Origin of the sequence: Pseudoxanthomonas mexicana (assembly GCF_001556105.1) — a bacterium.
In the GTDB taxonomy this organism is placed as follows: Bacteria; Pseudomonadota; Gammaproteobacteria; order Xanthomonadales; family Xanthomonadaceae; genus Pseudoxanthomonas_A; species Pseudoxanthomonas_A mexicana_A.
Map to the genome: position 1 here is coordinate 20,516 of NZ_LSIF01000052.1, position 22,144 is coordinate 42,659.

Annotated in this window: 20 protein-coding genes; 5 read left to right on the top strand and 15 right to left on the bottom strand. The window is 66.5% G+C overall.

Going from position 1 to position 22,144, the window contains the following annotated elements:
- The first annotated feature begins 41 nt into the window (after positions 1 to 41).
- The 3 genes from AX730_RS08445 (at position 42) to AX730_RS08455 (ending at position 3,982) form a co-directional block, all read left to right on the top strand.
- Positions 42 to 2,183: a TonB-dependent receptor gene (locus tag AX730_RS08445; RefSeq protein ID WP_062354752.1), complete on the top strand. Its 2,142-nt coding sequence runs from the start codon at positions 42 to 44 to the stop codon at positions 2,181 to 2,183.
- Positions 2,184 to 2,294: 111 nt separating this feature from the next.
- Positions 2,295 to 2,750, top strand: a complete 456-nt coding sequence (locus tag AX730_RS08450; protein WP_062354755.1) for a MarR family winged helix-turn-helix transcriptional regulator — start codon at positions 2,295 to 2,297, stop codon at positions 2,748 to 2,750.
- Positions 2,747 to 3,982, top strand: coding sequence for an MFS transporter (locus AX730_RS08455; protein WP_062354758.1), 1,236 nt, complete (start codon positions 2,747 to 2,749; stop codon positions 3,980 to 3,982). Before AX730_RS08450 ends, AX730_RS08455 begins: the two co-directional genes overlap by 4 nt.
- A 26-nt stretch (positions 3,983 to 4,008) precedes the next feature.
- Here AX730_RS08455 and AX730_RS08460 read toward each other — a convergent pair whose 3' ends face one another.
- The gene (locus AX730_RS08460; protein ID WP_062354761.1) at positions 4,009 to 4,497 is read right to left on the bottom strand and encodes a Fur family transcriptional regulator; all 489 of its coding nucleotides are present in this window, start codon (positions 4,495 to 4,497) and stop codon (positions 4,009 to 4,011) included.
- A 13-nt stretch (positions 4,498 to 4,510) separates the two neighbouring features.
- Positions 4,511 to 5,917: a glutamate--tRNA ligase gene (gene gltX / locus AX730_RS08465; protein WP_062354845.1), complete on the bottom strand. Its 1,407-nt coding sequence runs from the start codon at positions 5,915 to 5,917 to the stop codon at positions 4,511 to 4,513.
- An 89-nt stretch (positions 5,918 to 6,006) separates the two neighbouring features.
- Between gltX and lpxH the strand changes: the two genes are divergently transcribed.
- Positions 6,007 to 6,744, top strand: a complete 738-nt coding sequence (gene lpxH / locus AX730_RS08470; RefSeq protein ID WP_062354763.1) for a UDP-2,3-diacylglucosamine diphosphatase — start codon at positions 6,007 to 6,009, stop codon at positions 6,742 to 6,744.
- 143 nt (positions 6,745 to 6,887) lie between these two features.
- Here the strand turns inward: lpxH and AX730_RS08475 are convergent, their stop codons facing one another.
- The 8 genes from AX730_RS08475 to AX730_RS08510 form a co-directional block, all read right to left on the bottom strand.
- Entirely contained in the window at positions 6,888 to 7,685 is a 798-nt protein-coding gene (locus tag AX730_RS08475; RefSeq protein ID WP_062354765.1) for a ferritin-like domain-containing protein, read from the bottom strand.
- 16 nt (positions 7,686 to 7,701) lie between these two features.
- The gene (purF, locus tag AX730_RS08480) at positions 7,702 to 9,171 is read right to left on the bottom strand and encodes an amidophosphoribosyltransferase (protein ID WP_062354768.1); all 1,470 of its coding nucleotides are present in this window, start codon (positions 9,169 to 9,171) and stop codon (positions 7,702 to 7,704) included.
- Positions 9,172 to 9,178: 7 nt separating this feature from the next.
- Complete coding sequence (locus tag AX730_RS08485; RefSeq protein ID WP_062354771.1) at positions 9,179 to 9,790, bottom strand: CvpA family protein; 612 nt, start codon at positions 9,788 to 9,790, stop codon at positions 9,179 to 9,181.
- A 43-nt stretch (positions 9,791 to 9,833) separates the two neighbouring features.
- Positions 9,834 to 10,847: an SPOR domain-containing protein gene (locus AX730_RS08490; protein WP_062354773.1), complete on the bottom strand. Its 1,014-nt coding sequence runs from the start codon at positions 10,845 to 10,847 to the stop codon at positions 9,834 to 9,836.
- Between the two features lie 67 nt (positions 10,848 to 10,914).
- Positions 10,915 to 12,189: a bifunctional tetrahydrofolate synthase/dihydrofolate synthase gene (gene folC, locus AX730_RS08495; RefSeq protein WP_062354776.1), complete on the bottom strand. Its 1,275-nt coding sequence runs from the start codon at positions 12,187 to 12,189 to the stop codon at positions 10,915 to 10,917.
- Entirely contained in the window at positions 12,186 to 12,983 is a 798-nt protein-coding gene (locus AX730_RS08500) for an energy transducer TonB (protein ID WP_062354779.1), read from the bottom strand. Before AX730_RS08500 ends, folC begins: the two co-directional genes overlap by 4 nt.
- Positions 12,984 to 13,078: 95 nt before the next feature.
- Positions 13,079 to 13,723 (bottom strand): histidine phosphatase family protein, encoded by a 645-nt coding sequence (locus tag AX730_RS08505; protein ID WP_062354782.1) that lies wholly within the window; start codon positions 13,721 to 13,723, stop codon positions 13,079 to 13,081.
- A 111-nt stretch (positions 13,724 to 13,834) separates the two neighbouring features.
- Positions 13,835 to 16,003, bottom strand: coding sequence for a S46 family peptidase (locus AX730_RS08510; RefSeq protein WP_062354785.1), 2,169 nt, complete (start codon positions 16,001 to 16,003; stop codon positions 13,835 to 13,837).
- Between the two features lie 181 nt (positions 16,004 to 16,184).
- On the opposite strand from AX730_RS08510, the gene tdh reads away from it, so the two are divergent.
- On the top strand, positions 16,185 to 17,219 hold the full coding sequence (gene tdh, locus AX730_RS08515; protein ID WP_062354788.1) for an L-threonine 3-dehydrogenase: 1,035 nt from the start codon (positions 16,185 to 16,187) through the stop codon (positions 17,217 to 17,219).
- 63 nt (positions 17,220 to 17,282) lie between these two features.
- Here the strand turns inward: tdh and AX730_RS08520 are convergent, their stop codons facing one another.
- The 5 genes from AX730_RS08520 to AX730_RS08540 all read right to left on the bottom strand — a co-directional run bounded on the left by AX730_RS08520 (position 17,283) and on the right by AX730_RS08540 (position 22,136).
- Positions 17,283 to 18,029: a TorF family putative porin gene (locus AX730_RS08520; RefSeq protein WP_062354791.1), complete on the bottom strand. Its 747-nt coding sequence runs from the start codon at positions 18,027 to 18,029 to the stop codon at positions 17,283 to 17,285.
- Between the two features lie 186 nt (positions 18,030 to 18,215).
- Positions 18,216 to 19,283, bottom strand: coding sequence for a sulfate/molybdate ABC transporter ATP-binding protein (locus AX730_RS08525; RefSeq protein WP_062354795.1), 1,068 nt, complete (start codon positions 19,281 to 19,283; stop codon positions 18,216 to 18,218).
- Positions 19,284 to 19,296: 13 nt separating this feature from the next.
- A complete protein-coding gene (gene cysW, locus AX730_RS08530) occupies positions 19,297 to 20,256 on the bottom strand; it encodes a sulfate ABC transporter permease subunit CysW (RefSeq protein WP_062354797.1) in 960 nt (319 codons plus the stop codon).
- A gap of 1 nt (position 20,257) precedes the next feature.
- Entirely contained in the window at positions 20,258 to 21,118 is an 861-nt protein-coding gene (cysT, locus tag AX730_RS08535; protein ID WP_062354799.1) for a sulfate ABC transporter permease subunit CysT, read from the bottom strand.
- Between the two features lies 1 nt (position 21,119).
- A complete protein-coding gene (locus tag AX730_RS08540) occupies positions 21,120 to 22,136 on the bottom strand; it encodes a sulfate ABC transporter substrate-binding protein (RefSeq protein WP_062354802.1) in 1,017 nt (338 codons plus the stop codon).
- Positions 22,137 to 22,144 lie beyond the last annotated feature (8 nt).

Consider the following 22,144-nt stretch of genomic DNA (forward strand, 5'->3'; position numbering starts at 1 on the left):
AATATAACATCATTGTTTCTTCTCACGAACGTATCACCTCCATGTCCAACGCGTGCCACTTGTGTCCTGTCCCCCCAACCCTTGCCGTCGCACTCACCCTCGCGCTGTTCGCTCCGCCGGCGTCGGCTGACGATGCCCCCGGAGCAACACCCCAGGACCTGGACACCGTCGTGGTGACCGCCTCGCCACTGAAGGGCAACGCCGAATCCCTGGCGACCCCGGTCGACGTGCTGTACGGCGAGGACTTGGACAAAGCCAAGGCAGGCACCCTGGGCGAAACCGTCGCCAAGTTGCCAGGTGTGCAGACCACCTACTTCGGCACCGGCGTCGGCCGCCCGATCATCCGAGGCCTGGAAGGCCCGCGCGTGCAGGTGCTGTCCGGCGGCATCGGCTCGATGGATGCGTCCACGGTCAGCGCCGACCATGCAGTCGGCATCGAACCCTTCCTCGCTGACCAGATTGAAGTCCTGAAAGGCCCGGCGACGCTGCTGTTCGGCAGTGGCGCCATCGGCGGCGCGGTCAATGTGGTGGATGGACGGCTCGCCGAGTCGATTCCCGACCAACCCCTGAGCGGCCGCGCCGAGGTCCGTGGCAACACAGTCAACGACGAGCGCACCGGCATGTTCCGCCTCGACGGCGTGAACGGGAACTGGGTGTTGCATGTCGACGGCCTGGTTCGCGACACCGGCGACCACGACATTCCCGGCACCGCGATCCTGCACGACCACGAAGAGGGCGAAGGACACGAGGAAGCGCCGAAGTCCACCGGTACGCTGCCCAACAGTTCGGTGAGGACGAAGGCGGGCGCGGTCGGCGCCACCTATCTCGGCGACCGCGGCTACTTCGGACTGTCGGCGAGCACCTATCGCAACAACTACGGCATTCCCGCCGGCGCACACGTTCACGGCGAGGAGGATCCCGATCACGGGGAGTACGAGGAAGGTACCGTGCGCATGGACATGGTGCAGAACCGCCTCGACCTGAAGGCCGGCATCCACAACCCGATGCCGCTCCTGGAAAGCATCAACCTGCGCGCCGCGTGGAACGACTACGAGCACCTCGAACTGGAAGGCGGCGAGATCGGCACGCGCTTCACCAACGAGGGCTACGACGCGCGGCTGGAAGCGGTGCAGCAGACCTGGAACGGTTGGCGTGGTGCGTTCGGCCTGCAGTTCGGCAACACCGATTTCAACGCGATCGGTGCCGAGGCCTTCGTTCCCGCTACCGTCACCGACACGCTGGGCCTGTTCGTCGTGCAGGAAAAGGATTTCGGCCCGTGGAAGCTGGAGTTGGGTGGCCGCCATGATCAGGTCAAGCTGAAGCCGGAAAACCGTGCCTCAACGGACTTCGACGCCATCAACCTGTCTGCCGCGGCCATCTGGCGCCTCAGCGACGGCTTCGATCTTCGCTTCGGCCTGGACCGGTCGGAGCGCGCACCAACCAACGAGGAACTGTTCGCGGGCGGCACGCACGTGGCCACGCAGTCGGTCGAAATCGGCGACGGCGCGCTCGATACCGAGAAGGGCGCGCGGGCGGAGGTCGGCGTGCACTGGCACACCGATCGCGTGGAACTGAAGCTGGCCGTGTATCAGACCAAGTTCAAGGACTTCATCTACCTCGCCGACACCGGCGTGGAAGAGGAAAGTTACCCGGTGCGCCTGTGGACACAGGACGATGCGACCTTCACCGGCGCCGAGGCCGAAGCCAAGATCCAGCTCGCTGATACCGCAGTCGGCGCGTGGGACCTGCGGGTGTATGGCGATTACGTGCGGGCGAAACTCGACGGCAGCGGCCCGCGCAAGGCGGCCTTCGACGTACCGCATGGCGATCACACGCACGGGTACGAGATCGACATCGCACAGGGCGGCTATCTGCCCCGCACCGCGCCGATGCGCGCAGGTGCCGATATCGGTTGGTCGCTGCGCGGTTGGCGCGCAGCGCTGGGGGCGGTGCGCTACGGCAAGCAGGACGATCTGGCGCAGAACGAGGCACCGAGCGACGGCTACACGCTGGTCGACGCGCACCTGGCCTATCGTTGGGATCGCTCTGCATCGAGCTGGGAGGTGTTCCTGGATGGCAGCAACCTGACTGACGAGGAAGCCCGTCCACACACCTCGCTGCTTCGCAACTACGCGCCTTTGCCGGGTCGCGGCGTGGCGTTCGGCATCCGCGCGTACTTCTGATCCATCGCTGAGCTCCTCCCCCGGGGCGGCTGGCCGGCATGGCAGCCGCCCTTCTTGACAGCAATTATGTGTATATACACATAATTGACCGAACACCCTCCTGCGCTCCCCATGACGCCGCCTGTCGCCTCCGTCACGCCCAGCCTGTGCACCTGTTTCCGCCTGCGCCGCGCCAGTCGCCGGGTGACCCAGGTGTACGACCACGAACTTGCTGCCGTCGGGCTGAGCCTCAATCAGTACTCGATCCTGCGCCGGACCGAACGCGAGCCCCGCGTGTCGGGCGGACTCGCGGAAGAACTCGGGATGGACCGCACCACGCTCACCCGAAACCTGTCGCCGTTGATGGACGCAGGTTTGCTCGAAACGGTCCGTGGCCAAGATGCCCGCCAGCGGGTGATCGCGCTGACGGATGAAGGCCGTGCCCGCCTGGCCGCCGCGAAGCCGTGTTGGCAGCGCGCGCAGGCCGTCATCGACACAATGCTGGGTGAAACCGGCATCCAGCAACTCCATGGCGAGTTGGACCGCCTAGACGGTCTTCTGCGGCAGCACCTGGGAGAGGCGGCATGAACACCGGTGCTGCGACCTCTGCACCCCGCATGCACTGGGGCCTGCTGCTTGCCGCCTCGGCGACGCTGATGATCACGATGGGCGCACGCCAGACCACGGGCCTGTTCGTGTCGCCGCTCCATCAGGACACCGGCATCGGCATCGCCGCGATCAGCTTCGCACTGGCGATCGGCCAGTTCACCTGGGGTGCGGTGCAACCGATCTTCGGCGCGATCGCCGACAAACGCGGCTCCACCGGTGTGCTCGTGCTGGGCGCGGTGTTGCTGTCGCTGGGCCTGGGGCTGACGCCGCACCTGACTTCTCCGTGGGGTCTGACGTTCACCCTTGGACTGCTGACCGCCGCAGGTGCGGGTGCGGGCAGCTTCTCCATCCTGATCGGTGCCACCGCGCAGCAGTTGGCGCCGGAAAAGCGGTCGTTCGCGGCAGGCTTCATCAATGCCGGCGGATCGCTGGGGCAGTTCATTTTTGCGCCGCTCGTGCAGGCAGTGATCGCGGTTGCGGGCTGGGCAAGCGCGATGTACATGCTCGCCGTCACTTCCCTGCTCGCCATTCCGCTCGCTTTTCCTTTGCGCCGCAAGGCCGCGCCAGTCGAGACAGCGCCTACCGCGAGCGCCGTGGGCGAGATCACCCTGAAGCAGCAGGTCGCCATCGCCCTGCGCGACCGCAGCTACTGGATGCTGCACCTCGGCTTCTTCACCTGCGGCGTGCACATCGCCTTCCTGGTGACGCATCTGCCTGGAGAAATCGCGCTCTGCGGTTTGTCGCCCAGCGTGTCGGCCATGTCGATCGCGCTGATCGGCCTGTTCAACGTGGCCGGCAGCCTGGTCGCCGGCGCGCTCGGTCAGCGCGTGCGGATGAAGTGGATCCTCGCGGTAATGTATGCGAGCCGCGCGGTGATGATCGCGCTCTACCTGATGGCGCCGCCGACACCGCTGACGTTCTACGTCTTCGCCGCCGCACTGGGTTTCACCTGGCTGGCGACGGTGCCGCCAACGGCGGGACTGGTCGGCAAGCTGTTCGGTCCGCGCTACCTAGGCACGCTGTTCGGCCTGACGCTGCTGTCGCACCAGATCGGCGGCTTCTTCGGCGCGTGGCTGGGTGGGCTGGCGCTGGAGCGCTCAGGCGACTACACGTGGATGTGGTATCTCGACATGGGGCTGGCATTGATCGCGGCCGTGGCCAACCTGCCGATCAGGGAGTCCATGCCGAAGACGGTGCCGGCGACCGCCTGATCGCGCACGGCAGCAAACGCGTCACTTCACGCCGCAGCGCAGCGCGCACACAGCCCATGCACTTCCAGCGTCTGCGCCTGCGGCTGGAAGCCCAGCGCCTTGGCACGTGCATCGAGGGCGGCGACCACTTCGCGGTCCTCCAGTTCAACCGCGCTGTGGCAGCGGTCGCAGATGAGGAACGGCACCGAGTGCTGGGCGCTGTTGGGATGATGGCAAGCGACGAAGGCGTTCACCGATTCCAGCTTGTGCACGAAGCCGTTGGCCATCAGGAAATCCAGCGCGCGGTACACGGTCGGCGGTGCGTCGGCGCCAACGCCCTTGGTGGCACGCACCCATTCCAGCAGCTCGTACGCCTTCACCGGCTTGCCCGCTTCGGCGATCAGCTGCAGCACGCGTGCACGGATCGGTGTCAGCCGCAGGCCGCGTTCCTGGCACGCGTGCTCCACCGCCGCTACGAACGCCTGTGCGTCGTGGACATGGTGGTTCGGGTCGGTGCAGCTATGGGCGTTCGGCATGGGCGATCCGGAGTCAGGCGGACGTGCCTGCTTTGATGAGTGCGGCGTCGATGCGTTTCAAGGCCTCGTCGCGACCGGCCAGGTAGACGGTCTGCGAAATGTCGGGGCTGACCTGGGTGCCGGTGATCGCCACGCGCAATGGCTGCGCCACCTTGCCCATGCCAAGCTCGAGCGCCGCCGCGGCTTCATGCAGCGCCGCCGATACGCTTTCCGCACTCCACTCGGCCAGCGCCGCCAGACACTCGCGGGCCTTGGCCAGCGGAGCCTGGGCGGCTGTGCCCAAGTGCTTGGCCACGGCTGCCTCGTCATACACCGTCAACGGCTGGTACCAGACCACGGCCTTCTCGGCCATGTCCTTCAACGTCTGCACACGGTCGCGCAGGGCGACCACCACGTCGGCCGGTGTCGGGCCTGCAGCGAGGTCAAGGTCGAGCTTCTCCAACTGGTAGACGAGGTGCGGCGCGATGTCCGCGGGCGCATCGGTCTTCAGGTAGTGCTGGTTCACCCAGCCCAGCTTGGCCATGTCCAGGCGCGCGGCCTTGGAGTTCACGTCCTTCACGTCGAACAGGTCGATCAGCTCCTGCCGCGAGAACAGCTCCTGGTCGCCATGCGACCAACCCAGGCGCGCCAGGTAGTTGATCAGCGCGTGCGGCAGGTAGCCGGCGTCCTTGTACTGCATCACGTCAGCCGCGCCGGTGCGCTTGGAAAGCTTGGCGCCCTCCTCGTCCAGGATCATCGGCATGTGCGCGAACTTCGGCACCGGCGCGCCCAGCGCTTCGTAGATGTTGATCTGGCGCGGCGTATTGTTGATATGGTCGTCGCCACGGATCACTTCGGTGATGCCCATGTCCCAGTCGTCGACGACAACGGCGAAGTTGTAGGTCGGGTAGCCGTCCGGACGGAAGATCACCATGTCGTCGAGCTCGCTGTTGGCGATCTCGATGCGGCCCTTGATGAGGTCGTCGAAGGCGACGACGCCATCGAGCGGATTCTTGAAGCGGATCACCCGGTTCGGGTCGTCGCGATGCGGCAGCTTCTGTTCGCGCGCGGCGCCGTTGTAGCGCGGCTTCTCCTGCTTCGCCATCGCGGCCTCGCGCATGGCATCCAGCTCCTCGCGCGTTTCGTAGGCGTAGTAGGCCTTCCCCGACGCGACCAGTTGCTCGGCCACCTCGCGGTAGCGGTCGATACGCTGGGTCTGGTAGATCGGGCCCTCTTCATAACCGAGGCCCAGCCAGTCCATCGCATCGAGGATCGCGTCGATGGCGGCCTGCGTGCTGCGCTCGCGGTCGGTGTCTTCTATCCGCAGGATGAAATCGCCGCCGCGATGACGCGCCTCCAGCCAGCAGTACAGCGCCGTGCGGGCGCCGCCGATGTGCAGGTAGCCGGTGGGACTGGGGGCGAAGCGGGTACGGCAGGCCATGGGGAACTCGATGAACGGGATGCGGGGCATTTTACCGCGCCCGCCGCGCTTTCCCCTTCCCATTCAAGGGGAAGGCTTAGAATTCCCCCATGACCACGCTCTTCATCTCCGACCTGCATCTGGACGCCGAGCGTCCCGCCGTCACCGAGCTGTTCGGCGCGTTCATGCAGAAGGAGGCTATCCGGGCCGACGCGCTGTACATCCTCGGCGACCTGTTCGAGGCCTGGGTGGGCGATGACGATCCGTCTGACACCGGCGCCTACGTGGCCGCGCGCATCCGCGAGGTCGCCGATGCGGGAGTGCCGGTCTTCTTCATCCGCGGCAACCGGGATTTCCTCGTGGGCGATGCGTTCGCCCGTCGCGCCAGAATGCGGATCCTGCCCGACCCCGCCGTCGTGATGCTGTATGGCAAACCGGCGATCCTGATGCACGGCGACCTGCTGTGCACGGGCGACACGGCCTACCAGGCCTTCCGCGCGCAGACGCGGAACCCCGCATGGCAGGCCCAGTTCCTCGCGCAGCCGCTGGCCGCCCGGCTCGCGTTCGCAGCGCAGGCGCGTGCCGCCAGTGCCGCGCACCAGGGCGGCATGAAGCAGAGCGACAAGGCGACGTTCGAGACGCTGACCGACGTGGCACCGGCGACCGTGGACACCACGTTCACGCAGTTCCGCATTGACACGCTGATCCATGGCCATACGCATCGGCCGGCCATCCACGACCTCACTGTAGAGAACCGCACGTGCCAGCGCATTGTGCTGGGGGACTGGTACGAGCAGGGTTCGGTGTTGCGGGTAGAGCCCGACGGGATGACGCTGGATTCGCTCTAAGTGAAGTGAGCGTTTGATTGCAGTTGTGGGAGCGACGTAAGCCGCGATGAACTGCCGCGGCGACGTCATCGCGACGTACGTCGCTCCCACAGTGCACTCGCCATCATCTTGACGATGACGATGACGATGGGCCAAGGCCCACCCTACGGGGCCTCCAGCGCCGCCAGCTCATCCTCATCGAAGCCGGCCAGCAGGCGCGCTTCGATATTGAAGGGTCCATGCAGGTAGCCACCCGCGTATTCCTTCAGCAGTTCGCGGAAGCGCACACGCGGCTCGATGCTGCGCTGTGCGCAATACCAGCGGTACCAGCGCGAACCAGCGGCAACGTGCGCGACTTCCTCGCGCAGGATCAGGTCCAGGATCGCCACGGTCGCCTCGTCGCCCAGGTCCCGCAGCTTGACGATCATCCCCGGCGTCACGTCCAGGCCGCGCGCCTCCAGCACCCGCGGCACCAGCGCCATCCGTGCCAGGCCGTCGTGCGCGGTCTTCTCGGTCATTTCCCACAGGCCGTTGTGGGCATCGAAGTCGCCGTAGTCGTGGCCGAGCTGGCGCAGGCGATCGCGCAACAGTACGAAATGGCGTGATTCGTCGTGGGCTACGCCGACCCAATCGACATAGAACGCCTGCGGCAGATCGCGAAAGCGATAGACCGCATCCCACGCCAGATCGATCGCATTGAGTTCGATGTGCGCGATGGCATGGATGAAGGCCGCCCTACCCGCCACGCTGCCCAAGCCCCGTCGCGGCAGATCGCGCGGATGCACCAGCACCGGCGTCTGCGGTCGCCCCGGCATGCCGATGGGCTCGGGAGGCGGCGCATCGCGCGGAATGTCGAGGTCGCCGCGTGCGAACGCCTCGGCGTACTGCTGCGTCAGCGCGACCTTCGCATCGACGTCCATCGCATCCAGGCAGATGCGCGCGGCCTCGAACAACGTGGCCATACCGCGCGCTACCGCGTCAGCCGACGCGGCGCTTGCGCTTGGCTTCGTCCGAGCGTGCCTGTTCGATGCGCTCGAAATAGCCCGGTTCGATGCCGGTGACGTACTTGCCGTCGAAGCAGGACGAATCGAAATCGGCCAGGTTCGGATTGCCCTCGCGCACGGCGGCTTCGAGATCCTCGAGGTCCTGGTAGATCAACCAGTCGCAGCCCAGCTCGCGTTCGATATCCTCGACGGTGCGGTTGTGCGCCACCAGTTCGTCCGCGGCCGGCATGTCGATGCCGTAGATGTTGGGATGACGCACTGGCGGTGCGGCGCTGGCCAGGTAGACCTTGCGTGCGCCCGCATCGCGCGCCATCTGCACGATCTGCTTGGAAGTAGTGCCGCGCACGATGGAGTCGTCGACCAGCAGCACCACGCGGTTGCGGAATTCCAGGTTGATCGGGTTGAGCTTGCGGCGTACCGATTTCACCCGCTCGCCCTGCCCCGGCATGATGAACGTGCGGCCGACGTAACGGTTCTTGATGAAGCCCTCGCGGTACTTCACGCCCAGCACGTTGGAGATTTCCAGTGCGGCGTCGCGCGAGGTATCCGGGATCGGGATGATGGTGTCGATGTCGTGGTCGGGACGCAGGCGCAGGATCTTCTCGCCCAGCTTCACGCCCATGCGCATGCGTGCCTTGTGCACCGACACGTTGTCGATCATCGAGTCCGGGCGCGCGAAGTACACGTACTCGAAGATGCACGGCGCATGTTCGGGCGCGTCGGCGACGATCTCGCTGAATAGTTCGCCGCGCGCGGTGATCACGATCGCCTCGCCCGGCTGCACGTCGCGGATGCGCGCGAAGCCGAGGATGTCGAGCGCGGCCGATTCCGACGCGACGATGTACTCGGTGCCCTCGCCGTGCTCGCGCTTGCCCAGTACCAGCGGACGGATGCCGTGCGGATCGCGGAATGCCACCAGGCCCAGGCCCAGCACCACGCTGACGACGGCGTAGCCGCCCTTCACGCGACGATGCACACCGGCGACGGCGCGGATGGCCGCTTCCGGGGTCAGCGTGCGCTGCAGGTCCAGTTCGTGCGCGAACACGTTCAGCAGCACTTCGCTGTCCGAGTCGGTGTTGATATTGCGGCGGTCCTGCGCGAACACGTCCTGGCGCAGCGACTCGGTGTTGATCAGGTTGCCGTTGTGCGCCAGCGCGATGCCGTAGGGCGAATTGACGTAGAACGGCTGCGCCTCGTCCATGCCTTCCGAGCCGGCGGTCGGATAGCGGCAGTGGGCGATGCCCACGCGGCCTTCCAGCACGCTCATCGCCTTGGCGTTGAACACGTCCCGCACCAGCCCGTTGTCCTTGTGCACCCGCAGGCGCGTGCCGTCGGCGGTGGCGATGCCGGCGGCGTCCTGTCCGCGGTGCTGGAGGACGGTCAGCCCGTCATAAAGCTGGCCGGCAACGTTCTGGTTGCCGACGATTCCGACGATGCCGCACATGGGGGATCTACTCCGGTTTCGACGCGGGTGAGGCGGACGATGGGGCGTGCTCTTGCGGTACGCCGGATTCTTCCAGCGGCAGGGGCAGGAGGTTTTGCAGGCGCGCATTATCGCCCGCCGGCCGGCCGTTGCCAAAGTCCAGTTCCTGCACAGTCCATTCCGGCAGCCACTGCGACAGCCACTGGGCACCCGGCAGCAGCAGCGGCACGACCGGCGACTTCTTCCATTCAGGTTCGCGTGGCAGGTCGGTGAACGCCGCCAGCAACAACACGATGCAGGCGACGAACGCACCGCGCAACAGCCCCAGCGCCAACCCCAGCACGCGATCCAGGCCCGACAGGCCGACCGATTTGACGAGGTGACGGATCGCCCATCCGGTCAGTCCGACGAAGATCATCACGCCGACGAAGCTCAGCACGTAACCGCCCAGCAGCTCGCTCGCCGATGGCTGGCCATCGTTGGCCAGCAGGTGCGCGACATCGCCGCCGTAATGGAAAGCCACCCAGCCGGACAGGAGCCAGGCAACCATCGAAGCGAGTGCGCTGATGAAGCCCCGCATCAGGCCAAACAGGGTCGACACGCCGACGATGGCCAGCAGCGTCAGGTCGAGCGCGCTCACCCGGCGCGCCCGTGATGATCAGCCATGCGTTCTGGCGGCGCCATCAAGGGTGCGGACGCACCATGCCGTCGACCCCGATCTTCGACGCGACCTGCGCCTTCAGGCGGTCGGCATCGGCCCGGTTGGCGACCGGACCCACGCGCACGCGGCTGAGCGTGCCCTTGTCGGTGCGGACCTGTTCGACGAAGGCGCTGAAGCCGGCGCCGCGCGCACGATCGCGCAAGCCGTTGGCATCGGCGACGTTCGAGAACGCACCCAGCTGCACGGCGAAGCCCGTTCCGGAGGCGGCGGGCTTGGGCGCCTCGGCGGGCTTCGGTGCCGGCGCAACAGGCTTGGCAGCGGGTGCAGGCGCCGGTTTGGTATCGACCGGCGTGGTGGCAACGGGCCTGGATTCGGTGACAGCGGGTTTAGGCGTGGGCTTGGCGGGTTCGGGTGGTAGTGCCTGGGTGGTGACCGCCGGTGCAGCGGGCGCGGCCGTCGCGACTGACGTCGGAGGCGCGGACGGCGTTGCCGCTGGCGTAGCGACCGGAACATCCAGCGTCACCACCTGCGCGTTCACGTCACCGCGGATCTTGATCGCATCCAGCCGCGCGGCTTCAGCCTGCGACCGGTCGGCGTACGGGCCGACACGCACGCGGAACGCCGGCTTGCCATTGATGGTCGCCGGCTCGACGAAGCCCGGGAGCTTCGCCTGCTTCACGCGGGCCAGCACGGCATCGGCGTCGGACTGCGTGGCGTAGGCGCCGAAGCTGACGGCGAAGTTGCCCCCTGCGGTCGCGGCCGGTTGCAGCACGCCATCGGCAGGTGCCGGTTCCGCCGCAGGCGCAGCGACCTGGCCCTGCAGGCCCACCGCACCGGTGGCGGGTGCATTGCCCGGTGTCACCAGCGGAAGTTCCCGCGTCTCGTACTCGCCATCAGCGGCCGGCGGAACGTCCAGCGGAACGTCGGACACACCACTGTCGGGCGCGGGGCCCTTGACCAGCATGGGCAGGAAGATGACGGCCAGCGCCACGAGCACGACCGCGCCGATCAGGCGCTGTTTCAGGGCAGTATCCATCCAGGTCCACGGCAGCTGCGGCGGGAATGCCGCGGCGATTATACGGCGCGCTTGCGCGCGCTTTCCGTCATCGACCTGAATGCAGGACGTGCAGCGCGTCGGCGACCGTATGAAACGAGCCGAACACCAATACCCGGTCGCCAGGCACGGACGCTGCAAGCGCGGTGCGCAGTGCATCTTCGACAGTCGCGTGCGCGCTGGCCATCCCAGCGACCGCATCCGGCAGGCGGGCCGCCAGTTGTTCGGCGGTCTGCGATCGTTGACCGGACGACAGTCCCGCCAGCAACCAGCGCAGCGATACGTCCGCGAACGCGTCGGCCACGCCACTCGCATCCTTGTCAGCGAGCGCCCCGAACACCGCACGGGTCGTGCCCGCGATCGGATGCGCCTGCAACCAGGCCGCCAGTTCCCGTGCCGCCTGCGGGTTGTGGCCGACATCCAGCACCACCTCCACGCCCTCCCGCTCGAACCGCTGCAGCCGCCCGGGCAACGCCGCCGCGGCGACGCCTTTCGCGAACGCGTCATCGGGAATCGCCTCGCCCGGCAAGGCGCGCAGCGCGGCGATCGCGGTGGCCGCATTCGCGCGTTGCGACGGCGCGGACAATGCCGGTGACGGCAGCTCAAGTTCGGCACCGACTTCACGCCAGCGCCAGCGCTGGCTGTCGATCGGTTCGTGGAAGAAGTCGCTACCCGACCGCAGTGCGTTCGCACCGATCGCATAGGCATGGCGCAGTACGCTGGAGGGCGAATCCACCTCGCCCAGCACCAGCGGCTTCCACGCACGGGCGATGCCGGCCTTCTCCGTACCGATGGCTTCGCGATCACTGCCCAGCCAATCGGTATGGTCGATGTCGACAGTGGTGATGACGGCGACGTCGGGGTCGACGATGTTCACCGCATCGAGCCGTCCACCGAGTCCTATCTCGAGCACCGCCAGGTCCAGGCCGCTGCGTTCGAACAACCACAGCGCGGCCAGCGTCCCGAACTCGAAATAGGTCAGCGACGTGTCGCCGCGCGCGGCGTCCACCGCATCGAACGCGTCCACCAGCGACGTGTCGTCCGCGTCTTCGCCATCGATACGCACGCGCTCGTTGTAGCGCAGCAGGTGCGGCGAGGTGTAGGCACCGACCTTCCAGCCGGCAGCGCGCGCGATGGCTTCGGTGAAGGCCACGGTCGAGCCCTTGCCGTTGGTGCCACCAACGGTAATGACGCGCGTCGCCGGCTTGCCGAGCGACAAGCGCGTGGCGACTTCGCGCACGCGGTCCAGGCCCATGTCGATGGACGTGGGATGCTGCTGCTCTATGTAGGCGAGCCAAGCCGACAGGTCACGTGGTCGGCTCACGGCGAACGACTCGCCGGCGCAGCGTCCTGCAAAGAAGGCAGTTTGATGGCCATCTGTGGGCGAGCCCCGTACTCCGCCGCCTGCAGCACCAGGCACGCATGGCTGTCGGGGACACCGCAACGCACGCGCGTCACCAGGAAACCGCGCCGGCCATCCGTCGCCAGCCGACGCCTGACGATGGAACGGGAAGCGCCCTGCCCATGGATCCACCACTGGCTGAACTCCTTGCCATCGGCGACGGCGTAGAGCGCCACGCCCGGCGGCGGTCCCTGCACCTGTTGCGCATTGGCGCGCGCCAGCAGCAGAGACACCGCCTCTTCCACGTTGGCACCGGGAATGGCCTGCGGATCGGGGAGGTAGCCCGGCAGATGACCGTGCTCGTCGACGGGTACGGTAGCCACCCAATCGCCGGCGGTCATCTGCGCCAGGAACGAGTCGTAGAACTTCACGTCACCCAGCCCGAAGTCGACCGGCATCCTGACGCGCGATACGACGGTACGCCCGTTTTCGATGGCGGGCGCGAACTTCCAGGCGCGCGCGGCGTCGATTGCCGCCGCATCCAGCGCAGGATGGCCCGCCGACTGCTCGACCTGCACGTCCGTGACCTGGCCTGTTTCCGATATCTTGATGAGCAGCACGCTGGTACCCGCAAACCCTGCGCGCGCGGCCTCCGGCGGATACCGCGGTGGTGGTGCCTCGAGAACCTTGGCATCGGCTCGTCGCACCGCGGTGTCGGCAAGCACGTGCAACGGCGACATCATGCCCAGCAAGGCCGCCAGCCAGACTCGTTTCATCGGATTCCCCAGGGATCGGTCGCGGACCGCATCGTACCCGATGGTCCGCCCGCCGATGCAGGCTCCTAATCCGCGAAGGACGCCACGGAATTCGGCTACAGCGCCCGATGCTTTGCTTCGCCGAAGAACGGCGTGTGATGCGCGCAGTCGTTGAGGCGCACGACTTCCAGCTGGTCCACCGACTGGCCTTCCAGCAGGTTGAGCGTGGTCGGCGCCTGGCGGAAGCTCCACAGCTTGGCGATCGGCAGGCCGAGGATGCGGCACAGCAGGACGCGGTTGACGGCATCGTGCGCCACGATCAGCAACGTATCGTCATCGCCCAGCCCCTCGGCGGCGCGCGCAAGGCCGCGCCATGAACGGTCGAGCACCTGCCGCAGCGATTCGCCGCCGGGCATCAACACAGTGTCCGGCTCCTCGCGCCATGCGAGCAGACGGGCCGGGTCCTTGTCCTGGATCTCGCTGGCCAGCAGGCCTTCCCACTCACCGTGGGCGATTTCCTGCAGGTCGGGTTCCGTGAGCAGCATGTGCGCGCGCGATTCGCCCAACGCCAGCTGCGCCGTGCGTTGCGCACGTGCCAGCGGCGACGCTACCGCACGGTCGATGCGCACGTCCTTCAGCCGCTGGCCCAGCGCGATGGCCTGACCTTCACCGACCGGCGAAAGCGGGATGTCGATCTGGCCCTGGTAGCGGCCTTCGGCGTTCCAGGGCGTTTCGCCGTGGCGGGCAAGCAGGATGCGCATGCGTCGGTGTGTCCATTCGAGTAAAGCGGTCCCGTTTCCGGGAGGCGGAAACGAAGACGGGAGCGGATGATAACCGCTCCCGTCCCGTGCCTGACGGCAAGGTTGCAGGTGTTACTTGCCTACGCCCATTTCCTTCAGCAACTGCGGCGCCGGATAGACCTCCTGCATGATCCAGCGCAGGTAGCGGCCGTCCACGGCGATCATGCGGGTCATCTTCGGATCGAACACCCAGTTCGAGCTGACCGACTCCCAGTTGCCGTCGAAGGCCAGGCCGATCAGCTTGCCCTGCGCGTCGAGCACCGGCGAACCGGAGTTGCCACCGGTAATGTCCAGGTTCGACAGATAGTTCACCGGCACCGAACCGAGGCGCTTGTCCTCCAGTCCGCCATAACGCTTCGCGGCCACCGCATCGAGCAGCGCCTTCGGCGAGTCAAAGGGATCCGCACCGGTTTCTTTCGCCACCACGCCTTCCAGCGTCGTGAACGGGGTGTACGCCACGCCGTCCTTCGGCGCATACCCCATCACGTTGCCGAAGGTGATGCGCAGCGACAAGTTGGCATCCGGATAGACGAACTCGCCCTGGCTCTTCTTGTAGTCGGCCAGCGCCTGCAGGTAGACGGGGCGCGCGGCCAGGTTCTCGCCGGCGCGCGTCTTGCGCTCCTGCTCAAGCGTCAGCAGCGTCGGCATCACCGCCACCGCGTACTGGATGGCCGGGTCCTTGCTGGCCTCGAAGGCCTTGCGGTCGGCAGCGAACCACTTGAGACGTTCTTCCGTGCTGCCCAGCTTGGTGCTGGCAAGACGATCGAGCGCGCGCTTCACCGCGGCCGCATTGTTGCCGCCCAGCCATGCGTCCACGGCGGCGACGCGCTGATCCGCCGGCAACTTGAGGTATTCGCCCAGCCAGTATTCCTGCAACTGACGATCCATCGCCGGCACGTAGCGGCGCTCCAACTGCTTCTGCGCACCTTCGATGGCGGGCAGGTCGCGCTCCTGATAGCCGGACTCGCGTTCGGCGTTGGCCTTCTCGCGCTCGATCGACAGGCGGTACAGCTGCGCGGCGGTGCCCACGGTCGCCGTGTTGTGGAACTGGCCGAGCACGAGGTCGCGGTCGCGCGTCGCCTTGCCCCGCTCCAGCAACGCGATCAGCGTGGCATGTGCAGCCAATGCCGGCTGACCCTTCGCGCCCTGCCCCTTCAGCCACGCCAGCACCGCCGCTTCTTCCGCCTGCTTCTGGCCGGCGGCGTCGATGCGCTTGAAGCCTTCCAGCTGACCGTCGTAATTCTTGCTGGTGTTGTTCCAGCTCGCCATCGTGCTGGCGTACTTCACCTGGATGTCGGGATTCTTCTTGCCCGCATCGCCGACCAGCGCGATCAGGTTCTTGTAATGGCGGCCGATGGTGGGATAGGTCCACGCGGCGGTGTTGTCGAATTCAGCCGCGAGTGCGTAGCGGTTGGTCGAACCCGGATAGCCGGCGACCATGACGAAGTCGCCCTCGCCCAGCGGCTTGTCGGCGAACTTCAGCCAGTGCTTCGGCCGGTACGGCACGTTGTCCTTCGAGAACGCCGCCGGCTTGCCATCCTTGCCCACATAGGCGCGGTAGAACGCGAAGTCGCCGGTGTGGCGCGGCCACATCCAGTTGTCGATGTCGCCACCGTACTTGCCCACGCTGCCCGGAGGCGCGTACGCCAGGCGCACATCCTTGATTTCGAGGTTCTTGAAAAGACGATACGTGTTGCCGCCGGAAAAGCTGTACAGGCGGCAGCGGAATCCGCCATCGGCCTCGCAGTCGGCGATCAGTTTTTTCTCGAACGCTTCCAGTGCCTTGGTGCGAGCCAGTGCATCGCCGCCCGCCGATGCGATGACGGCCTTCGCGTCCCTGGTCACGTCGGTGATCTCGTCCAGCACGAACACGCGCGCGTTCGGACCGGCGCTGACTTCGTCCGTCGTGCCCGGCGCGTTGAAGCCGTTCTTGATGAGGTTGTTCTCGGCGGTCGAGTTCAGCTGGATCGCGCCGTAGGCGCAGTGGTGGTTGGTCACCACCAGGCCGTTGGGCGACACGAAGCTGGCGGTGCAGCCACCCAGCGCGACCACGGCACCCATCGGATCGCCGGTGAGGTTGGCCAGTTGCTGCGGCGACAGCTTCAGGCCGGCCTTCTTCAGCGGCCCGGCGATTTCGGGCAGCTGCTGCGGCACCCACATGCCCTCGCCGGCATGGGCGAGCTGGGCGGCGAGCAGGGACAAGGGAACCGCGATGGCGGCGGCGAGCAGGTTCGGACGCATGGAAACCCCGGGACTGACAGGAAAGTCCCGATTGTAATGAACCCGTCATCCCGGCCGACCATGACTAATGTCCTAGGCCGGCGGGGCGTCGCGGATGCGTGGGCTGTCAAGGGCCGCTGCAACAGGGGCGTGTGGGACCGGGGCGTATAATCCGCGCCCTCATTCCCTGGATCGACGCCCGATGGCACAGACGATGAAGGCGCTGGTGAAGCGCGAGGCCGGCAAAGGCATCTGGATGGAGGAACTGCCCGTTCCCCAGCCCGGCCCCAACGAGGTGCTGATCAAGCTGGAAAAGACCGCCATCTGCGGCACCGACCTGCACATCTACCTGTGGGACGAGTGGAGCCAGCGCACCATCAAGCCCGGCCTGACCATCGGCCACGAGTTCGTCGGCCGCATCGCCCAGCTGGGCTCGGCGGTGACCGGCTACGAGGTCGGCCAGCGCGTGTCGGCCGAGGGCCACATCGTCTGCGGCCATTGCCGCAACTGCCGCGGCGGCCGCCAGCACCTGTGCCCGAACACCGTCGGCATCGGCGTGAACCGCAACGGCGCGTTCGCCGAGTACATGGTGATGCCGGCCAGCAACCTGTGGCCGATCCCGGACCAGATCCCGTCCGAACTGGCGGCGTTCTTCGATCCCTACGGCAATGCCGCGCATTGCGCGCTGGAGTTCGACGTGGTCGGCGAGGACGTCCTGATCACCGGCGCCGGTCCGATCGGCATCATCGCCGCCGGCATCTGCAAGCACATCGGCGCGCGCAACGTGGTGGTGACCGACGTCAACGACTTCCGTTTGAAGCTGGCCGCCGACATGGGCGCCACGCGCGTGGTCAACGTCGCCAATACCTCGCTGAAGGACGTGATGGCCGACCTGCACATGGAAGGCTTCGACGTGGGCCTGGAAATGAGCGGCAACCCGCGCGCGTTCAACGACATGCTCGACTGCATGTACCACGGCGGCAAGATCGCGATGCTCGGCATCATGCCCAAGGGCGCCGGCTGCGACTGGGACAAGATCATCTTCAAGGGCCTCACCGTGCAGGGCATCTACGGCCGCAAGATGTACGAGACCTGGTACAAGATGACGCAGCTGGTATTGAGCGGTTTCCCGCTCGGCAAGGTGCTGACGCATCAGTTGCCGATCGACGACTTCCAGAAGGGCTTCGACCTGATGGAACAGGGCAAGGCCGGCAAAGTGGTATTGAGCTGGAACTGATCCGTTCGATCACGTAAAAAAGGGCGCCTTTCGGCGCCCTTCGTCGTGCTTCATGCAGCCCGCTCAGGGAACGGCGACCGCAATGGTGAAGACCACACCCGGCTTGTAGACATCCGATCCCCTGCGGAGCTGCGGCGCGTCGGAGCCGAAGGTGTCGTAGTAGCCAAGCGTCGCCGTTGCAGGACCGAAGCCCTTCGACACCGTGATGGAGCCATCGTAGTAATCCGAGTGGCCGTCGCCACCGGCGTCGATCGCCGTGTAACCGGTGCTGGCTCCCAGCGAGAAACCGGATTCTCCCAGGTCGTAGCTGGCAGACAGGCCGGCGTAGATCTCCTCGGCACCCGTATTGCCGTAGTCGTCGGCATACGCAAGGATGCCGCCCACGGTCACTGGCCCACTCCAGGTCACCTTGGCCAGGTACTCGTTGTAATCGATGTTGCCGTAGCCGTCGGAAGCGTCTTCGTACGTATATCGATTCACGCCGAGATCCAGATTCCAGCGGTCGTTGAGATCCTTGTTCCAGCCTATGAAGTAGTCGACCTCGAAGTCCGGACCACCTGCACCGAAGTCGACGTTGGACCCCCACATGCCCACGTAGAGACCAAAGGGCGCGGTATACGACGCGCCTGCCTGGAAGGCAGGTTTGTTGTCGGTCTGGGACACACCACGAAACACGTAATCGGTAGTGACCGCGAAGGTGGCACTGAACGGCGAAGAATCTTCCTCTTCAGCCTCCTGCGCGAAGGCGGACATCGGGAGCGCCAGCAGCAGGGCAGTGGCAAGGGCGGTGCAGAGTTTGACGGGCTTCATCCGGGGTCTCCTGGGGCGGTGGCATGGGTGACCGGGTGCGTCGGGGCGTCTTCAAACTGCCATCACGACTTCACGGTTTTTTAACTGCGCCCCGATAGTGCGCCGCACCAATCGCCCACGTCAAGTGCTGGACGAACCTTCGTATATTTGGTTTCTTTTTCAATTAATTCATGCAGTTACGCCGCATCACACTGGTGCCGTTGCACCGTTGCGGGGAAACCATCCGAACCGTTTTGGTGCCAAGTACACCGCCTGGCCGGGCGCCGTGGATGCACCTTCGCGCTCGGCTGGCAGCTCCACATCAAGCTCGAGATCGCTATCCGCCAGGCGCGCGCGCAAGCGCAGTCGCGGCCCGGTCCGCTGCGCGCCGATGATCGTCGCGGGCCATGCCGCCGGACCGGGGGCATCCACCAGATGGAGATCCTCAGGGCGCACATAAATCTCTGCCTCGCCCTGCCCGGGCTGGCCATGCGGTCGCAGCGGGAGGCCCGCGACCTGCAGCGCGCCGGATGCCCAATGGGCGGGAACACGGTTCACCGCACCGACGAACGAGTACACGAACGGCGATGCCGGCACATCGTAGGCGTCGGCGGGACTGCCCACCTGTTCGATGCGGCCGCGGTTGAGGATGGCCACGCGATCCGCGAGTTCGAGCGCTTCCTCCTGATCGTGGGTCACAAAGATCGTGGTCAGTCCCGTGCGGTCGTGCAGTTCGCGGAGCCAGCGGCGCAGGTCGCGGCGCACCTGCGCGTCGAGTGCGCCGAACGGTTCGTCCAGCAGCAGCACGCGCGGCTCGATCGCCAGCGCACGCGCCAGGGCGACGCGCTGGCGCTGGCCGCCGGACAGCTGCGACGGATAGCGCGTGCCGAAGCCGTCCAGTTGCACCAGGGCAAGCAGCTCGGCGACGCGCGCACGGATGATCGCGTCGGGCACGCGGTCGCGCCCCTTGCGGACACGCAGGCCGAAGGCGATGTTCTCTTCCACCGTCAGGTGCCGGAACAGCGCGTAATGCTGGAACACGAAGCCTGCGCGACGCGCCTGCACACTGAGGCGTGTCGCATCCTCGCCATCAAACAGCACGCGTCCGCTGTCCGCCTGCTCAAGGCCGGCGATCACGCGCAGCAGCGTGGTCTTGCCTGAACCCGACGGGCCCAGCAGCGCCAGCAGTTCACCCTGGCGGATGTCCAGCGACACGTCGTCCAACGCGGTGAAGTTGCCGAACCGCTTGCCCAGGTGTTCGATCTTGATGCCCATGATGGTCGTCTTCTCAATGCCGGTGGTTGGCTGCAAGCGCTTCGCCGTGGCGCCATTCCAGCCAGGCCTTCAGTCCGAGGGTCACCAGCGCCGTCAGCGCCAGCAGCGAGGCGGCCGCGAACGCGGCGCTGTACGCGTATTCGTTGTAGAGGATCTCGACATGCAGCGGCAGTGTATTGGTGCGGCCGCGGATATGGCCGGAGACCACCGACACCGCACCGAATTCGCCCAGCGCGCGCGCACTGCACAGCAGCACGCCGTACAGCAGCGCCCAGCGGATGTTCGGCAGCGTGACGCGCCAGAACGTCTGCCAGCCGCTGGCGCCCAGGCTGAGTGCCGCCAGTTCCTCATCGGTGCCCTGCTGCTCCATCAGCGGCATGAGTTCGCGCGCGATGAACGGGAAGGTCACGAAAATCGTCGCCAGCACGATACCCGGCAGCGCGAAGATGATCTTCGGCAGCTGCACGTGCAGATCGCCCAGCAGCGGCAGCGTGAACCGCCAGCCCTCGTCGATCAGCGAATACGCCCAGCCCTGTGCGCCGAAGATCAGCACGTAGATCAGGCCGGCGACCACCGGCGACACCGCAAACGGCAGGTCGATCAACGTGACCAGCCAACGCTTGCCGCGGAATTCATGTTTGCTGACCGCCCATGCGGCAGCGACACCGAACGCGAGATTGAGCGGCACGACGATCGCGGTCACCAGCAGCGTCAGCTGCACCGCCGCCAGCGCATCCGCTTCGAGAATGGCGGCGACGAAGGCGGTCCAGCCGCCCCGCAGCGCTTCCACGAACACCAACGCCAGCGGCAGCAGCAGGAACGACAGCAGGAATCCCAACGCGCCCAGCACCAGCAGCACCTGCACCCAGACAGGTTCGGTAGTGGCGGCATGGCGACGGACGGAACGTGCGGGTGCTTCCACGACGGACGACTCCGGGGGAATGGCGATGACGGCGGAGATGGCGTCGCCCATGTTAGCCCCCTGCCCGCTTGCCGGTGCGCTGCAGGCGCGCCTGTAGCGTATTGATCAACAGCAGCAGCGCAAACGACAGCAACAGCATCGCCGCGGCGATCGCGGTGGCGCCTTCGTAGTCGAATTCCTCCAGCTTGATCGTGATCAGCAGCGGTGCGATTTCCGACACGCCGGGCAGGTTGCCGGCGATGAAGATCACCGACCCGTACTCACCCACGCCACGCGCGAACGCCAGCGCGAAGCCCGCCAGCACGGCGGGCCACAAGGTCGGCAGCACCACATGGCGTACCGCCTGCCAGCGGCTGGCTCCCAGCGTGGCGGCGGCTTCTTCAAGTTCGGTTTCGATCTCCGCCAACACCGGCTGCACCACACGCACCACGAACGGCAGGCCGATGAACACCAGGGCCACGGTGATGCCGAGCGGCGTGTACGCGACCTTGATACCGGCCGCTTCCAGCCATTGCCCGATCCAGCCGGTCGGTCCGTACAGCGCGGTCAGCGCGATGCCGGCGACCGCGGTGGGCAGCGCGAACGGCAGGTCGATCATCGCGTCGAACACGCGCTTGCCCGGGAAGCGATAACGCACGAACACCCACGCGACCAGCGTGCCCATCACTGCATTGAACGCAGCCGCCGCCAGCGCCGTGCCGAAGCTGATGCGCAGCGCCGCGAGCACGCGCGGTTCGGTCCAGATCGCCCAGATGCCGGCCGGTCCCAGTCCGCTGGCCTTAGCGAAGACGCCCACCAGCGGAATCAATACGATCAGCCCCAGCCAGGCCAGCGTATAGCCCAGGCTGAGGCCGAAACCGGGAATGACGCGTCTGGTGCGCGCCTTCCCCGGCCAGGGCTGCACTGCCGCCACGTTACTTCGCCTGGATCTGGTCGAACACGCCACCGTCGGCAAAGTGCGTGGCCTGCGCCTTCGCCCACGAGCCGAAGATGCCGTCGATCGTCACCAGTTCAAGCTTGGGGAAGCGCGCGATGTCTTCGGGCGCGGCGTACTGCGGATGGCGCGGACGGTAGTAGTGCTTGGCCGCCAGGCGCTGGCCGGTCGGCGAGTACAGATACTTCAGGTAGGCCTGCGCGGCCTCACGCGTGCCGTGCTTGTCCACGTTGCGGTCCACCAGTGCCACCGGCGGCTCGGCGAGGATCGACAGCGACGGCACCACGATATCGAACTTGTCCGGACCCAGTTCCTCGATCGACAGGAAGGCTTCGTTCTCCCACGCCAGCAGCACGTCGCCGATGCCGCGCTGCACGAACGTGGTGGTCGAGCCGCGCGCACCGGTGTCCAGCACCGGCACGTTGCGGAACAGCCCGCGCACGAAGTTGCGCGTCTTCGCCTCGTCGCCCTTGAAGATCTTCAGGCCGTAAGCCCAGGCCGCCAGGTAGTTCCAGCGCGCACCGCCCGAGGTCTTGGGATTCGGCGTGATCACCGAGATGCCGGGCTTCACCAGGTCGTGCCAGTCGCGGATCTTCTTCGGGTTGCCCTTGCGCACCAGGAAGACGATCGTCGAGGTGTACGGCGCGCTGTTGTCCGGCAGCCGCGATTGCCAGTTCGCCGGGAACAGCTTGGCGCGCTGCGCGATGGAGTCGACGTCGTAGGCCAGCGCGAGCGTCACGACATCGGCCTCCAAGCCATCGATGACCGAACGCGCCTGCTTGCCCGAGCCGCCGTGCGACGTCTCGATACTGACCTTCTGCCCTTTCGTCTTCTGCCAGTCGGCGGCGAAGGCGGCATTGAACTCGCGGTAGAACTCGCGCGTGGGGTCGTACGACACGTTGAGCAGCTTGATGTCCTTGGCGCCCGCGGCGGCGGCCAGGGTCAGACCGAAGGCAAGCAGGGCATTGCGCGCATGGCGTCGAAAAGAAATCTTCATGGATTTTC

Coding starts and splice junctions, on each gene's coding strand:
- AX730_RS08445 (WP_062354752.1), top strand. CDS start 42: ATGTCCAACGCGTGCCACTTGTGTCCTGTCCCCCCAACCCTTGCCGTC.
- AX730_RS08450 (WP_062354755.1), top strand. CDS start 2,295: ATGACGCCGCCTGTCGCCTCCGTCACGCCCAGCCTGTGCACCTGTTTC.
- AX730_RS08455 (WP_062354758.1), top strand. CDS start 2,747: ATGAACACCGGTGCTGCGACCTCTGCACCCCGCATGCACTGGGGCCTG.
- AX730_RS08460 (WP_062354761.1), bottom strand. CDS start 4,497: ATGCCGAACGCCCATAGCTGCACCGACCCGAACCACCATGTCCACGAC.
- gltX (WP_062354845.1), bottom strand. CDS start 5,917: ATGGCCTGCCGTACCCGCTTCGCCCCCAGTCCCACCGGCTACCTGCAC.
- lpxH (WP_062354763.1), top strand. CDS start 6,007: ATGACCACGCTCTTCATCTCCGACCTGCATCTGGACGCCGAGCGTCCC.
- AX730_RS08475 (WP_062354765.1), bottom strand. CDS start 7,685: ATGGCCACGTTGTTCGAGGCCGCGCGCATCTGCCTGGATGCGATGGAC.
- purF (WP_062354768.1), bottom strand. CDS start 9,171: ATGTGCGGCATCGTCGGAATCGTCGGCAACCAGAACGTTGCCGGCCAG.
- AX730_RS08490 (WP_062354773.1), bottom strand. CDS start 10,847: ATGGATACTGCCCTGAAACAGCGCCTGATCGGCGCGGTCGTGCTCGTG.
- AX730_RS08500 (WP_062354779.1), bottom strand. CDS start 12,983: ATGAAACGAGTCTGGCTGGCGGCCTTGCTGGGCATGATGTCGCCGTTG.
- AX730_RS08505 (WP_062354782.1), bottom strand. CDS start 13,723: ATGCGCATCCTGCTTGCCCGCCACGGCGAAACGCCCTGGAACGCCGAA.
- AX730_RS08510 (WP_062354785.1), bottom strand. CDS start 16,003: ATGCGTCCGAACCTGCTCGCCGCCGCCATCGCGGTTCCCTTGTCCCTG.
- tdh (WP_062354788.1), top strand. CDS start 16,185: ATGGCACAGACGATGAAGGCGCTGGTGAAGCGCGAGGCCGGCAAAGGC.
- AX730_RS08520 (WP_062354791.1), bottom strand. CDS start 18,029: ATGAAGCCCGTCAAACTCTGCACCGCCCTTGCCACTGCCCTGCTGCTG.
- AX730_RS08525 (WP_062354795.1), bottom strand. CDS start 19,283: ATGGGCATCAAGATCGAACACCTGGGCAAGCGGTTCGGCAACTTCACC.
- cysW (WP_062354797.1), bottom strand. CDS start 20,256: ATGGGCGACGCCATCTCCGCCGTCATCGCCATTCCCCCGGAGTCGTCC.
- AX730_RS08540 (WP_062354802.1), bottom strand. CDS start 22,136: ATGAAGATTTCTTTTCGACGCCATGCGCGCAATGCCCTGCTTGCCTTC.